The 13,984-nt window shown below is 65.5% G+C and carries 15 protein-coding genes; 9 read left to right on the forward strand and 6 right to left on the reverse strand.

The window, feature by feature from the left end; translation table 11 throughout:
- Positions 1-30: 30 nt before the first annotated feature.
- The gene (locus tag A5789_RS12230; RefSeq protein ID WP_155525970.1) at positions 31-1,029 is read right to left on the reverse strand and encodes a S9 family peptidase; all 999 of its coding nucleotides are present in this window, start codon (positions 1,027-1,029) and stop codon (positions 31-33) included.
- A 100-nt stretch (positions 1,030-1,129) separates the two neighbouring features.
- Between A5789_RS12230 and A5789_RS12235 the strand changes: the two genes are divergently transcribed.
- Positions 1,130-1,735 carry a TetR/AcrR family transcriptional regulator gene (locus A5789_RS12235; protein ID WP_064902494.1) on the forward strand — a complete coding sequence of 202 codons (606 nt, stop codon included), beginning with the start codon at positions 1,130-1,132 and terminating at the stop codon, positions 1,733-1,735.
- A gap of 627 nt (positions 1,736-2,362) precedes the next feature.
- On the opposite strand, the gene A5789_RS12240 is transcribed toward A5789_RS12235, so the two are convergent.
- The gene (locus A5789_RS12240; protein ID WP_064902495.1) at positions 2,363-3,289 is read right to left on the reverse strand and encodes a triacylglycerol lipase; all 927 of its coding nucleotides are present in this window, start codon (positions 3,287-3,289) and stop codon (positions 2,363-2,365) included.
- A 129-nt stretch (positions 3,290-3,418) separates the two neighbouring features.
- Here A5789_RS12240 and A5789_RS12245 point away from each other — a divergent pair, with 129 nt between their 5' ends.
- The 3 genes from A5789_RS12245 (at position 3,419) to A5789_RS12260 (ending at position 6,430) form a co-directional block, all read left to right on the forward strand.
- Positions 3,419-3,961: a TetR/AcrR family transcriptional regulator gene (locus tag A5789_RS12245; protein WP_030518910.1), complete on the forward strand. Its 543-nt coding sequence runs from the start codon at positions 3,419-3,421 to the stop codon at positions 3,959-3,961.
- A 942-nt stretch (positions 3,962-4,903) separates the two neighbouring features.
- Positions 4,904-5,746, forward strand: coding sequence for a helix-turn-helix domain-containing protein (locus A5789_RS12255; protein ID WP_064902497.1), 843 nt, complete (start codon positions 4,904-4,906; stop codon positions 5,744-5,746).
- Between the two features lie 72 nt (positions 5,747-5,818).
- Complete coding sequence (locus A5789_RS12260; protein WP_064902498.1) at positions 5,819-6,430, forward strand: dihydrofolate reductase family protein; 612 nt, start codon at positions 5,819-5,821, stop codon at positions 6,428-6,430.
- Between the two features lie 353 nt (positions 6,431-6,783).
- On the opposite strand, the gene A5789_RS12265 is transcribed toward A5789_RS12260, so the two are convergent.
- Positions 6,784-7,299 carry a helix-turn-helix domain-containing protein gene (locus A5789_RS12265; RefSeq protein ID WP_064902499.1) on the reverse strand — a complete coding sequence of 172 codons (516 nt, stop codon included), beginning with the start codon at positions 7,297-7,299 and terminating at the stop codon, positions 6,784-6,786.
- 46 nt (positions 7,300-7,345) lie between these two features.
- Between A5789_RS12265 and A5789_RS12270 the strand changes: the two genes are divergently transcribed.
- Positions 7,346-7,783 (forward strand): nuclear transport factor 2 family protein, encoded by a 438-nt coding sequence (locus A5789_RS12270; protein WP_064902500.1) that lies wholly within the window; start codon positions 7,346-7,348, stop codon positions 7,781-7,783.
- Positions 7,784-8,152: 369 nt separating this feature from the next.
- Entirely contained in the window at positions 8,153-8,833 is a 681-nt protein-coding gene (locus tag A5789_RS12275) for a DUF4232 domain-containing protein (protein WP_064927241.1), read from the forward strand.
- Between the two features lie 202 nt (positions 8,834-9,035).
- On the opposite strand, the gene A5789_RS12280 is transcribed toward A5789_RS12275, so the two are convergent.
- Positions 9,036-9,992: a glycoside hydrolase gene (locus A5789_RS12280; RefSeq protein WP_231953311.1), complete on the reverse strand. Its 957-nt coding sequence runs from the start codon at positions 9,990-9,992 to the stop codon at positions 9,036-9,038.
- Between the two features lie 288 nt (positions 9,993-10,280).
- Positions 10,281-11,264: a GlxA family transcriptional regulator gene (locus A5789_RS12285; protein ID WP_227462933.1), complete on the reverse strand. Its 984-nt coding sequence runs from the start codon at positions 11,262-11,264 to the stop codon at positions 10,281-10,283.
- Positions 11,265-11,377: 113 nt separating this feature from the next.
- Between A5789_RS12285 and A5789_RS12290 the strand changes: the two genes are divergently transcribed.
- Together A5789_RS12290 and A5789_RS12295 are read left to right on the forward strand one after the other, a co-directional pair.
- The gene (locus tag A5789_RS12290) at positions 11,378-12,022 is read left to right on the forward strand and encodes an HD domain-containing protein (protein WP_064902206.1); all 645 of its coding nucleotides are present in this window, start codon (positions 11,378-11,380) and stop codon (positions 12,020-12,022) included.
- Positions 12,019-12,681: an HD domain-containing protein gene (locus tag A5789_RS12295; RefSeq protein WP_064902205.1), complete on the forward strand. Its 663-nt coding sequence runs from the start codon at positions 12,019-12,021 to the stop codon at positions 12,679-12,681. Before A5789_RS12290 ends, A5789_RS12295 begins: the two co-directional genes overlap by 4 nt.
- A gap of 122 nt (positions 12,682-12,803) precedes the next feature.
- Here A5789_RS12295 and A5789_RS12300 read toward each other — a convergent pair whose 3' ends face one another.
- Positions 12,804-13,499 carry an MBL fold metallo-hydrolase gene (locus A5789_RS12300; protein WP_064902204.1) on the reverse strand — a complete coding sequence of 232 codons (696 nt, stop codon included), beginning with the start codon at positions 13,497-13,499 and terminating at the stop codon, positions 12,804-12,806.
- Between the two features lie 240 nt (positions 13,500-13,739).
- On the opposite strand from A5789_RS12300, the gene A5789_RS35550 reads away from it, so the two are divergent.
- Positions 13,740-13,940, forward strand: a complete 201-nt coding sequence (locus A5789_RS35550; protein WP_255404288.1) for an SDR family oxidoreductase — start codon at positions 13,740-13,742, stop codon at positions 13,938-13,940.
- The last annotated feature ends 44 nt before the right edge of the window (positions 13,941-13,984 follow it).

Raw genomic sequence — 13,984 nt, forward strand, 5'->3', positions numbered from 1 at the left:
CGAACCGAATTCCATTGTGCTAGAATAGATTTAGTACCGAACTAGCTTCGGACTTACACGGTTCTCGTGACACCCTCTCAACCGGGGGTCGACGGCGGCCATGCGGGTCGACCAATAGGCCCCGAAGCTGAAGCCCAGCATGCCGATCCGCTGCGGATCTATCCGCGGGTCGGCGCACAGATGGTCGATGACACCGGAGTAGATGTTCTCGGCGGCGGTGGTCAGCGGCTCCGTGTAGGAGAAGGTGCCGGGCATCTCCATCACGAACACACCCAGCCCGCTGTCGCGGAGATACAGCAGCGGCAGCAGCGCCTCGGCGATCGTGCCTTCCAGGCCGTTGGTGACCAGGATCGTCGGCGCCGACACAGCACCGGTCGGCAACATCAGCATGCCGCGCACGGTCTGGGTGCCGACCCGGATCCGCACCACTTCGATACTCACCCCCATCGCAGCATCGAGCGAACCCACCAGCACCTCACACAGCCGCCACGAACGTTCGTAGGCGGCCAGCCTGGCCGGGCTCCACCCGGGCCAAGCGGCAACGAACTCGTACGTCAGCGCCTTGATCAGCCCGTCGATCGCGACCGCGGCATCGGCGTCATCGGGACGGGCAGCGCAGAACCGCTCGACCGCTTCGGGATCGGCCACCGGCCCTCGGCCAGCCAGGATCGTCACCGCGGGTGCCAGCAACTTACCCAGAGCGGGCAGATCCGGCGTCGCTGCCGGGTCGAGCAACTGTTCGGTTGTCGGTCCGCCCAGGCGCAGCAAGGCCGCGTCGGCTCGCGCGAGATGCTGATGGGCGAAGCCTTCCCAATGCCCGGTCCAGCGCGCGTCGTCGAACGACCGGCACTCATGTAACTGGCGCCGGAATTCCTCGGGGTCGATCCCCCCGAGGTGGGTGAACCTGTCGGCGAACAACCGGGGTAGGAACGCGGCCACACCCATCCGGCGCGCCGCCCGCTCGGTGGTGTGAGTCATCGCGCGCGCACTGATGAGCACCCGTTTGCCGAGCTCCCGCACTGACGTCATTGTTGTGCCTCCCGATCCCGAAAATGCAGAATGTTCTGCTTTTGTGAGCGTAACCACGCCCGGTAACCAAAAGCAAGAAGTTCTGCTTTAAGATCGGGCTATGTCGGTAGTCGAGAACGTCGAGCCGCTGCGCCGGCCCGGAGGCCGGGCCGCGAAGGTGCGCGAAGCCGTGCATCGAGCCGTGCTCGAAGCCGTCGAGGAACACGGCGTGGACAAGGTCGGCATCCCCGATATCAGCCGCCGCGCGGGCGTGCGTGACAGTTCCATCTACCGACGCTGGGGAACACGAGAGAACCTGGTGCTCGACGTGATGCTCAGCGTCAGCGAACGCACGCTCCCGCTACCGGACACCGGCTCGCTGCGCGCAGACCTCACCCTTTTCGCCACCGCGCTCATCGCCTACCTCGACACCCCGCTGGGCGCGGGCGTGGCGCGCGCTCTCGCGTTCATCACCGACTCCGAACAAGTCGCCGAAGCGCGAAAAGCCTTCTGGGACAAACGCTACGAAGCCAACCAGGCGATGGTGACCCGGGCCGTCGAGCGCGGCGAGCTGCCCGCCGGCACCGACGCCAAGACAGTCATCGAAACCCTGATCGCGCCGATCCACTTCCGCCGCTTCCTCACTCACGAACCGATGGACGACCGGTTCGTAGACCAGCACGTCACCCGGGTGATCCGCGCACTGCAATCCGACCCGACCGGATAAGCGACGCCCGATCGCGGGGCGCGCCCCTGCCTCGAGGACGGCACATCTCGGCCGACAATCAATCGTCCCGCGGCCGGAACGTCCAGGAAGTCACAACTCTCACTGAACGGCAGTTCGGCTACCGCTGGAATCGGCTTCGGACATCGACACGCTCACCAGCCGCTGGCCTCCGATTCGCCCGCTTATCGGGGGTCAGGTTCCGCGTCGGCTGGATCGAGGCGGAGACCATCATGGTCGAACCGAAGCGGCTGGGGGATTAAGGGAAGCGGTTGTCCTGTGTCCCGCAACCTCATTCCCAGTCGGTCGAATGTAGGGCTACAAAGTCGGGCTGGCAACGATGACGCTGCTTTGGAACCCGGGTTGGTAGCCGCGCTCGTCTCGATGTGAAGTCTCGCTACCCGTGCGGGTGGCTCAAGGCGCGGGGGCGAGCCGAAGTTTGTTCCGGCTCAGGTGTTAATGCCTCGCGTGGCGCCAAATGGCTAGAATGATTTAAGGCGACGCGCAGCGCCGACGACCTCGGACAGCGGCACATTCGGGTTCGCGGCGGCAGCCCCCTTCGGTGCCGAAGGGTACGGTCTCGGCGATCGCTGACAGGGTGTCGCGGATAGTTCGGGCGTTTGGGTTTTGCTATCGGGAAGGGGGCCCTAGGAGAGGGAGGACGACCGTGCATGTCGGTGGGGTGGCGTGGGCGGGGTCGAGTGCGTCGAGTACTTCGTGTATCGCTACTGGATCCGATGTCAGCTCGTTGTGTTCGGTGAAGTCGGTCGGGCAAAGATCTTGTAGTACAACGTTGTGCACGTTGGGGCCGTCGAGAAGGCCTGTGGTGTAGGGGGTGGCGATCTGGTCGTAGCGGGTGACGATCATGGTGAACGGGATCGCCGGTGTGGCATCGGGGTTCGGTTCGAGGTCTTGCAGGAACGGTGCCCCGGGTGACAGCTGACACGGTCCGCAGTGACGGGTGGCCGCCGCGCCGCTCCCGGTGGATTCCACCAGCGGCTGCACACCGGCGAGACCGCTGACCGTCGATCCGTGCAGGGGGGCGGCCAGTGCGACGTAACGGCCGATCTTCGATGCCCAGCCGAGTCGGCTCAGGTAGTAGTAGGCCACCACCCCGCCTATCGAATGACTCACCAAGTCAACCTGTTTCGCCCCCGTGGCGGCCTCGACCCGATCTATGAAGTTGCCGATCTGTGTGGCGCTGTCCTGCACGGGAGCGGTGGCGCCGATCGGGCCCAGCCCCTCGGATCCGTAGGTGGTGGTGTACACGCAGTAGCCGGCGTCGGCCAACACCGGCGACAGTGTATTCCAGCTGATGGTGTCGTTCGACAATCCGTGGAGCAGCACAACGGGATTCGGATGTGCTGCGGTCCGCCGGCACGATCGATCGTTGGCCCCAGGAGGCGATTGCCCCGGTCCGGTCAACTCGGCCTGCACACCACCCAGATAGCTGTAGGAGGGGGCGGGATCGGGTACATGATCGTCGGCCACGGCTGGACCGGCTGTTGTCACGAGCACCGTAGCAGCCAGCGTGGCAACGGATATCACTCGTCGCATCGACGCACTCCTTCGTTTGTATAGCCGGTCAGCAGTCCTTCCGCCCCCGCCGCGGAAGGAATGACCGACCGGCCGGTCATAATGTAGCATCGGGATACGCTGGCGGCAGCCTGAGAGAGGAGAGCGGTCATGGCCCGACCCTCGGAGCCCGGTCGTAGGGCGCTGTTGGACGCCGGTTCTGTGGTGGCCGAGCGTGCGGGACTGCGGGGGCTATCGGTCAACGCTGTGGTTGCCGCGGCGGGAATGTCCAAAGGCAGCTTCTATCACCATTTTTCGGACCGACGTAGTTACATGATCGCCCTGCACCGCCGCTACCACGATGTTCTGGCCGAAGCGATCCTCGCCGAAATCGGCGATCTCGCCCCGGGTTTTTCCCGTCTTGCCGCTGGCGTCACTTCGTATCTGGATGCATGTTTGCGGACGCGCGGTACGAAAGCCTTTCTTGCTCAGTCGCGTACCGACACCGACTTGCTCGATGAGGTCCATGCGCGCAATCGAGCAGTGGCAGCAGTCATCGAGCCGGATCTACGGGCTATCGGGTGGGACGATCCTGCGGCCGTCGCGCACCTGGTCGTCGCGATGGTCGCCGAAATCGCTTTGGCCGAACTGTATGCCGATGAGCCGCAGCCGACTCTGCGTTCAGCGGTGATCGGCCTTATCAACAGGGAGTAGGCGCAGCTCGCGCAACACCGACCGGCAACACCGCCGACTTCGTGCTGACCTCGGTCTCGAACGGTATGGCTCAGAGGGAGCCGTCGCTGCCCCTTCGGGCGGGTCTGTCACTGCGTCCGCTGCGGGTTTTCGCGTAGGCGACGAGTTTGGGTTCGGGGTTCCTCGGGTCGTGTGGTCATGCGGTGCGGGTCGAGCGCCACGCCGGCGAGTTCGAGATCGTGCGCAGGGCGAAGGAGTCGCACATCGCTTGACCGCTTTTCGGAGGCTGCCTCATCCCCCGTGATTCCGCGACGTCCTGTCGACGTCCTGTAGGTCCGAGTGAATCGGCGACCCGACTGAATCCGATTGTTCCGGCCGTATCGAGAATCCCGTTGAACTGCGGATTTGCGATTCGTCAGAACCGAGAAGAACGGGCCGAACGAGGAACTGCTCCAGCCTATTTGCGTATCGATCGCATGGAGTCGATGCTACTGATGACCGGTTGGTTTTGTCCGGCGAAGCGGCGCGACCTGCGGGTTCGCGGTTGTTGGTGCGAGTCGAGGGGTAGGGGCCGTGACGTCCGGGGGCATTCATCGATCGGTTCCGTATCACTCGTCCGCCGGCTGTCTGTGAGCAACGCGTGCAGCCCATGCGGGGAGTCGCGCTCGATCAGCAAACTCGCCAGCTTCACGTCACGGTGCAGCACTCCGTGCGCGTGTGTGTAGTCCAGCGCTTCTGCGGCATCGGCGATCAGCTCGATGACGAGCCCCAACCTCCAGGCCGCGCGGAGAAGCGACGAGTTCGGATGATCAAGGCGCGCCGCCGAATACACCTGTTACCGTGCAGAGGCGGTGGCCATGGGCAACTCCATGGTCGCGAGTCGCGGAGGGCTGTGAACACCATAGGGCTCCATCCGGCACAAGGTGGGTGGAACCGTGGGCGGACTTCGACAAGACTGGCCCTATGCACTACGTCGGCCGAGTTCCTGCGCCGCCGTTGGATCAGTTCGTCGATGATATCTACTGTCTGACGGGGGTACCGCGGCACCGACGGATGAATGTGCCGTCGATGCCATCGGCGCATTTGTTACTCAACCTGGCTGGACCGATTCGGCTGTGGGATCCGGATTCCTCGGCGGTGCCCGCCCTGTTCGTCAATGGATGGTTCATGGGCGTGTGGACCAGGCGGTTCGTGGTCGAGTATCCCGACCGGGTGCGGGTTGTGGGGGTGCATTTCAAGCCCTGGGGACTTTCGCCGTTCATCGGTATGCCCGCGACTGAGCTGCGGGACCGATGGGCGCCGGTCGACGCTGTCTGGCAACGGTCGGTGGAGCGAATCCGAAATCAGGTCGGTGACGGCGCATCTGTTGACGAGATGCTGGGGGTAGTGGAGCGGGAGTTGCGTTCGCGGTTGCCCGAGGACCGGCCCCGAGGCCTCGACCTGGTCCGGCACGCGGGCACGAGGTTGGTGGCCTCGCACGGCACCGTGTCGGTCGGTGCGTTGACCGACGCGATGGGTGTGAGCGGCAATCACCTTGCCGCACAGTTTAAGTCACATGTCGGGATCACCCCGAAGCCTATGGCGCGGATCTACCGATTCGCGCGGCTCATAGTGTCCGTCGACGCCGAGCACCCAGTCGACTGGGCGGAGGTGGCGCACTCGGCGGGCTACTTCGACCAGGCGCATTTCAGTCGGGAGTTCAAGGCCTTCACCGGCCGTACCCCGACCGAATACTTGGCCCTGCGTCGCCGGTTCCCTGTCGATCGGGGCTTTCCGCCCGATCTCGGACCGATGCCCGCCGATTGATTTTTTACAAGCCGCACCGCGCTGGGCTCGACAAGATCGGATAAGACAACGTACGAGCCTCGAGGAGCATCAGTGGGTACCGTAATCATGCACAATGTCGTCTCGGTTGACGGTTACATCGCCGACAAGAACGACGACGTCGGCCCGCTGCACGACTGGTACTTCAACGGTGACACGCCCATCACGGCCGGCATGGACGAAGTATTCGACCATTCCGGAACCGGCAGCCGCTTCAAGGTCCCCGCCGCCTCAGCCGAATATGTTCGCGCCATGTGGGAATCGATCGGCGCCATCGTCATGGGCCGTACCCTCTTCGACCTGGTGAACGGCTGGGAGGGCCGTCCGCCCGCGGGCGAGCACGTGGTTGTCGTCTCACACCGCCCCAAACCCGACAACTGGCACCCCGAAGCCTCCTACCATTTCGTCGACGACGTGACCGCTGCGGTAGCCACGGCCCGCGAGTTGTCCGCCGACCGAAACGTCGCTGTGAATGCCGGCGAGGTAGGCGGCCAGATCCTTGCGGCCGACTTGGTCGACGAAGTAGCGATGGACGTGGTGCCGGTCGTATTCGGTTCTGGCAAGCCCTATTTCGGTGGCATCGACGGTCGACACCACCTCGAGGATCCGCATGTGATCATCCGTGGCGAGGGCGTACTTCACCTGAGGTTCCGAGTCCGCAACTAGCCGTGTGTACCGGGCAACTCACGCACGCGATGGGATTCGCCTCCTCGGTGCGGTGCGTGCCTGGTGTAATCAGCCGGTCGCCCGCCGCCGGCTGCAAGCGCATGACCGTCGCCCATCGTGAAATTGGTTGTGGCTGTTGCTCTTCCCTTCCCCCGCTGGCGCTGTTGGGGGTTGGCCGCGGACTCTTTCGGTGCCGGTCAGCCGCTGACGTGGGCGGTGTTGTCGAGCCATTGCAGCCTCTGCCCGGTGCCGTGCAGGGTGTGGGCGGACTCAGGCCGCTGCGTGGTCGAAAGGTAGTCGATTGCAGACGAATTGACGTGTGTGGTGAGGTTCGGCTCTGGCGCCGATCTCGTTCACGGTGTTGTGTGGTCGCCCGCGGAATTCAGCACGGTCGCGATCAGCGCGGTACCTTCGCCGGTGCGGCCGCCCGGACCCGGCTGATAGACAACCGATTCCGGCGTCAGCTCGCCGCCGCAGCCATCGCATGTCACCTTCGCCTCGACTCGATGACCGCACGTGCGATGGTGCAGAACCAGCGGCGGCCCCTCGGCCCCGGATTCCCATTTATCACCCCACGCCATGAGGGCGAACAGCACCGGAATCAACTCCTGACCCTTGTCGGTCAGGTGGTATTCGTATCGGTCGGGCCGCTGCTCGTACCGGTGACGGCGCAGTACTCCCTGGTCCACCAGCCGCTGCAATCGCTGGCTCAGCACGTTGGTGGCGATACCGAGGTTGCGCTGCAACTCCTCGAAACGCCGCAGGCCCAGTGCCGCATCGCGAAGGATCAGCAGGGTCCACGAGTCTCCGACGATCGACGCCGAACGCGCGATCGAGCACGCGATCTCGTGGAAGTTCTTTCGCCCCATCTTCCAGTCCCTTGCTTTAAGCAAGCTAGCTGCTTACAGTCGTTTTATGTATCACACCATCGTACGGTTCCTGGTCCGGAGAACGTGGCGCCGCACCGGCTCGGGCGATCACGAGGCCGCCGTGGCGATGGCGGCGCCGGACCTGCGATTCCGCTTTCTCGGCGATACCCCGCTCGGTGCCGACCTGCGCGGACCGGAGGCGTTCCGCGATTGGTTCGCTCGCTTCGATCAACTGCTGCCCGGACTGCGCCTGGAATTGGTGGATGTGGTCTCCGGCGGCCCGCCCTGGAGAACGAAGGTCGCGGTCCAGCTGGAGGTGAGCGGAACCCTGGCCGACGGCAGCGGTTACCGCAACACCGCGATGCAGTGGCTCACCCTGCGCTGGGGCAAGCTGGTGGACGATCTGGTCCTGGAGGACACCCTGACCCTGCAACGCGCCCTCGGCCGGCAGCAGGCAGACGGGGCGATCGCCCGATCGCTGTGAGGCGGTCGGCAACACCCGATCGACGACCTCCACGTCGCCACCACGAAGCCGCTCAGCAGCCGCACCGGATCATCATCGTCGACGACGACATCGTCGGGAGTGCCTCGGGCCGGCGCGAACCCAGCACGAAGACCTGCAAATCCGGCCGGGGCCACCGATCGGCAGTCAGCCCAGGCTCGAAGGTCGTGCGGCCCATTCGAGAGAGCCTCGCAGGTACGCAGGAATTCGGCGATTCCGTGACTGCCCGGGGCGAACTGTGTTGGACGGCAGCCGCTTACGCGAATTCTTGCTGAAGCCGCGGCGTAACGGGGGGCTGGTACGGATCGATACCCGTGCGAACGGTTGCGGTATCGGACTCGAGGGGGACTCATGCGTACCAAGTCACTGATTGTTGCCGGCTTCGCGGCGAGCGTCGCCATCACCGTCAGCGGTTGCGGCCCGGCCTCCACTCCCGGGTCGCTGTCCACAACCACTCCGGCGGCCCAAACTTCGCAGCCGCCAGCACGAACCGCACAACCCGCCCAATCGGGACACGCGACCGAGCCCGGCGGCCGCGTCCCCGAGACGGCCGAGGCTACGGTCGTGCCGGCGCCCGGGGCCGCGGCCGCCGACCCGGCTACTCCCGCCGACACCGCATTCCCGAAGTGTGTGACCGCCCAACTCCGTCTGGATAAGGGGGTCGGCGGCCCGGTGGGAGGGGACTGGTTCCTACGGTTCATCAACTCCAGCTCGCGAACCTGTGTCCTGCAAGGTTTCCCGGGTGTCTCGCAAACCAACGGCCCCAGCGATGACCCGGTGGGCGAGCCCGCCGTGCGGGACGAGGGTCCGCAGGCGCCCAAGCCCGCGCCGGTCACGCTCACACCGGGCGGGGCAGCTCAATTCGAGTTCATCACCTATCCCAAGCAGATCAACGATTGCGCAGCCCTGCGCACCACCACCCTGCGCGTCTACCCGCCCGACAACACCGAATCGCTGTGGCTGCCCTGGGACAACCTGATCTGCCCGAGCCCGCAGCGCATGCTCGTCGTCCGCGCGATCACGCCGCTGTAGGCGCTGCTGCTGATAGGTCCTTCCTCCCACGATGGGATCCCGGCCTTCCCGTTGCCTGTGCGGGAAGGTCGCAGGCGGTGCCGACAGCGATCGCCGGTGCGGCAACCGGGAGGTGATGTCGGGAGGGCAAGCCGCTGCACCCGTGCGCTTTTCGCGAGATCGGTCTGGTCTGGCCCGCGGACCGGCCGCGGCCCGATCGTCCTCACCGCGTGACGGGCTTCGGGCCCGGTTGCGGGCCGGTGTTCAGCTGTTCGGGTAATACGGTGAAGTGGCGGACGAAACCGGACAGGACGGGCAGGTCCTTCGGTGCGGTCCACTCGCCGAGCAGGTCGCCGGTGACGGTGTCGCTGTAGAGATAGTGACCGTGCGTGGGTTCGTCGAGGTCGTAGGCATCCAGGTAGATCCGCCATCGGCCGTCGGGGAGCGGGATCACGCACTGTCCCTCGCGCGGTTGTCCCGGGCCCGGTCCGCCCCAGCGCGCCCAGTTCCCGGTTCGCGCGAACGTGTACGGGCCGACCAGGCGGTCGGCCACCGCGACCTCGACGTTCTTGGTCGATTCGTTCTTGACGAACGCGTAGTAGCGTCCCTGCGACAACTTGACCGTGGTGTCGATGTAGCCGAGGCCGCCCGGTGCGGGAATGACGCCTGCCAGCGGTATGGGCGTGGTCCAATGCAGCTGGCTCAGCGATGAGGTGGTCGCGGTCATGACGCAGGGCCGGAAAACCGTGCCGTCGTTGATGTTCACCAGGACGCTGACCGTGCCGTCACGGTCGACGAACCATTCCGGCGCCCAGGTATGGGTGACACCATCGAACGGAATTGTGTACTCGTACAGGAACTCCCAGTTGATCCGGTCGCGGCTGCGCGCGAACCCGATGGTGTTGCCGTCCCATGCGGTCGTGTACGTCACGTAGTACTCGCCGTCGATGTGACGAAAGACGCTGGGGTCGCGGCACAAGCCCTTCTTGGTGGTGGCCGCCGCTGCCGGGGTGTCGGCGGGGTCGGCGTCCGGCGGACGGTAGGCGTCGGCCTGGACGAGCCGGAAATTCGTTGCGTCGGTGGATTCGTAGACCCACATGTCGGTCTGGCTGGCGTTGGTGAACGCCGTCATCGTGTATCGGATCGGCGGGGCGGCGGCCACGGCGCGTCGGGATGCCACAGCGCTCAACGGTACGCTCGCTGCCAGGGCGAGCATCGCTCTGCGGGACAGCCCGATCGACGTCATATACGGATTATTCAGCCCGTGAACGCTGAATGATTGCTGACACACCGCGCGTGGTGAGTAGGTCGATATGCGAAAGAACGGCCGAGTGGGCCCGGGCCGAGGGGCGATGTCGCCCTGCTGAGCGGATGAGTGAATAGTGCGTGCAAGGGGTCGTGCTCGACCGGTGCGGAGTGCCCGACAGCATGGTCCGCCGGCGTGTTCGCGGCGTCTACCTCTGGTGCGTCAGGGCGCAAGGGTTGTGTTCGTTGGTGCCGTGGTAATGAAGCGGTGCTTGTAGTCGGTGGGGGTCAACCCGAGGTGGCGGGCGAAGGCGCGACGGAGGGTTTCGTCGGTGCCCAGCCCGCTGCGGTGCGCGGTGGCGGTGACGGTGTATCCCTGCAGCAACAGTTGCTGGGCGTGCTCCACACGCACGCGTTCGAGCCAGCGCGCGGGTGTGGAACCGATGTCGGCGTGGAAGAGTCGCGTGAGATGTCGCGGGCTCACGCCTGCGACCGCGGCCATGGTGGCGGTGGTGTGCGCACCGGCGGGGTCGGTGAGTACGGAGTCGATGGCCGCACGCAGGGGCTCGGTGCGCGCGGGCGGGGTGGACAGGGCGTGGGAGAACTGCGACTGGCCCCCGGGCCGCTGCATGAACATGACCAATTCCTGTGCCACGGTCCGGGCCACGCCGGCTCCGTGGTCGTGCTCGAGCAGCGCGAGAGTCATGTCGATACCGGCACTGATACCCGCGGAGGTGAGATAGCGGCCATCGTGCACGTGCAAAGCGTCGGTCTCGACCTGGATGCGCGGGAACCGGCGTGCGAGGGTGCCGGTGTGGCGCCAGTGGGTGGTGGCGCGGTGACCATCGAGTAGTCCCAGCTCGGCGAGCACGAACGCTCCCGTGCAGACCGAGGCCACCCGCTGGGCGCTGTCGGCGAGCCGGGCTGCGGCGGTGAGTAGGGCGGAGTCGAGCGCCCCGTCGGTGAGCGCGCCGCCGGCGACGATGAGCGTCTCCGGTGTCGCGGCATCGGCTGCCGCGGTGCTCGAGAGCCGCACACCTGCCGACGTCGTGACCATTCCCCCGGCAGGAGAGACGATATCGACCTCGTAGGGGTGGCCCAGCGCGGTCGCTTCGTGCAGCACTTCGCCCGGTCCGCTCATATCCAGCGGCGTCACTCCGTCGAACACCAGGATCGCTATTCGATGAGCCGTTGTCTCGCCGCTCACCTCATGTCCGTATCTGTGGTTCTTTTGTCGTATTGGACATGGCGTCAGGGTATCGCCGCGCGTCAGAGTGGACAAGCACAGACAAGCAAACACCCGGAAGGAGCGATGATCCGATGACGACCGTCACCACGATCGCGGGGGTCGCGATCCCCGATAGCGCGATGGCGCGCGAGGCCGACCAGCTGGTGCGGGAGGCCGCGACACCTTTGGTCTACGACCATTCCCGGCGGGTGTTCCTGTTCGCGGCACTGCGCGGAGCCGAGCTGGGTGTGGATTTCGATCCCGAGCTGCTGTACGTGGGGGCGATGTTCCACGACCTCGGACTGACCGAAACCTTCCGGCGTGATGACCAGCGATTCGAGATCGACGGTGCTGACGAAGCGCGCCGGTTCCTGTTGCGGCACGGTGTCGATACCACTGCGGCGCAACGGGTGTGGACCGCGATCGCCCTGCACACCACCCCGCAGATCCCTTTGCACATGGATGCGGAGATCGCACTGGTGACTCGCGGGGTCGAACTCGACGTACTCGGTATCGGCTACGACACGATCAGCGACGTCCAGCGCGAGCAGATCGTGGCCGCGCACCCGCGTCCCGATTTCAAAAACCGCATTCTGGCCGCTTTCACCGACGGCATCGCGCACCGACCCGACACCACTTTCGGCAACGTCAAGGCCGACGTGCTGGCGCACTACGTGCCCGGGTTCGAGCGCGGCGACTTCGTCGAGGTAATCAAGAACTCTGCGTGGGCACAATGAACAGCGCCGCTTTCAGAGTCACCAACACGGGGCAGCTGGCGATTCCCGAGTCGACCGCCACCGTCCGCGCGTACGAGATCGCCGCGGAATACACCTCGCCGGCTCTGTTGCATCACTCGGTTCGTGCCTACCTCTGGGCTGCGGCACTGGCACGTCAGGAGCGGATCGAGTTCGATCCCGAATTACTGTGGGTCGCAGCGATGTTCCACGATGTGGGGCTGGTCGAAGCGTTCGACAACCACCGTCTGGCATTCGAGGAGGCGGGCGGGCATCTGGCGAAGGTGTTCGCCGCCGGGCTCGGATGGTCACCTCAGCGCCGCACCCGCTTGCACGAGATCATCGTGCGTCACATGTGGCCCAGTGTCGAGTCGGACGCAGACCCGGAGGGGCACCTACTCGAGCGTTCCACCGGCATCGACATCTCCGGTCGCGAGATCGACACTCTCACAACCGAACTACGTGGCGAAATCCTGGCGCGCTGGCCGCGACTCAGGCTGGCTGAGGAGTTCACGAACTGTTTCCGGGATCAAGCCGCTCGCAAGCCCCACACCAGCGCGGCCACCGCGTTGGCGAACGGCCTCGCCACTCGTTTGATCACCAACCGACTCGAACACCACCACCCCCACGCCCAGAAGCAGACAACTACAACGCGGGGGTGACGGTGAAGCGCCGCGCTATGCCGCAGCCCCTTTGTGCAGCCCCGCGAGGACAGCATTGAAATCCTCGCGTTCTCACCCGACGGCATCCGCCGCAAGGAGCGACCCGCCGATGCGGGCGTGCGTCAGCCGTCCGATCCGTGGCCTCGCCATGTGAGCAGGGGTGCGCCGGTAAGCGCATCACCGTGGCCGACGCAGACGACATCCACGTCGAGTTCGGCCAGGCGGCGGGCGGCTGCGTCGACGGCGGTGCTGTCAAGGTTGAACACACCCGGCATGGTGACACCGCGCACATTGGCGAGCGTGTCGCCGGTGAACAGCACACGGTGTTGCGACATATGGAGCGCCAGACTGCCCGCGGTGTGGCCGGGAACTGCCAGAACCTCTGCGCCGCCGCCGAAATCGAGCACTTCGCCGTCGCGTAGCTCGCGGTGTACCGGAGCCGGGCGCGGGGGTGTGCCCGGTTCGAGAGCCTCGGCGATCGGGCGTTCCCACTCACGCAGGACCGGAGCCGGTTGCGGACGTTCGCCTCGCACGATGTCGGCGTCGGCGTGGTGCACCCAGATTTCGGCTCCCCACTCCGCGAGGTCGGCCGCCGAACCGATGTGGTCGTCGTGGGCATGGGTGAGAATTACCCGCTGCACGTCGTCGTGGGTCAATCCCCGAGCGCGAAGGCCTCTTTCGATCTCCCCGGCGGCGCCTGGCAGACCGCTGTCGATCAGAGTCACCCCCTCGGGATCGCTCCACACGTAAACATTCACGTCGTTGGGCTGGGAAAACCGCAACGCCGTCAACTGCGGCAACACGGATATGATCTCCATGGGCGGGACCCTATCGAGAGTCGGTGGAGCGTTCACACCTGATCTGCTCTGGGCAGAGATATCGAGCATCTCGAGTACCGCGCCGCATCGGCGCGGACCTTATCGGCGCTTTCGATGGGCCGCCGCACCGACGCCTCTCATCGTGGACAACAGACGAGCAGTAAGGCTTCGACATCTTCGTCGAACGCTTGATACACATGCGGGACATCGGCGGCCCAACTGCAATGCGCGCCAGGGCCGATCGAGACTGGGGACTCGAGGGTGCCTACCCGCGCGGTGCCGGCGAAGATGATGCGCAGGTGGGCTGACCCGGAGGAACTCGTCGGTGCGGCAGTCTTGCTCGCAAGTCCTGCGGCCTCCTACCTCACCGGCGCTGTACTACCGGTCGACGGTGGATGGACCGCGCACGGTCAAGTCCAAGCGGGTGGTGTATCGGGGTGATTTCCGCGTGATCCTGTTCGATCAGGCGGTCAGTGCGGGGGTGG

It is taken from the genome of Nocardia sp. 852002-51101_SCH5132738, from assembly GCF_001665695.1.
In the GTDB taxonomy this organism is placed as follows: Bacteria; Actinomycetota; Actinomycetes; order Mycobacteriales; family Mycobacteriaceae; genus Nocardia; species Nocardia nova.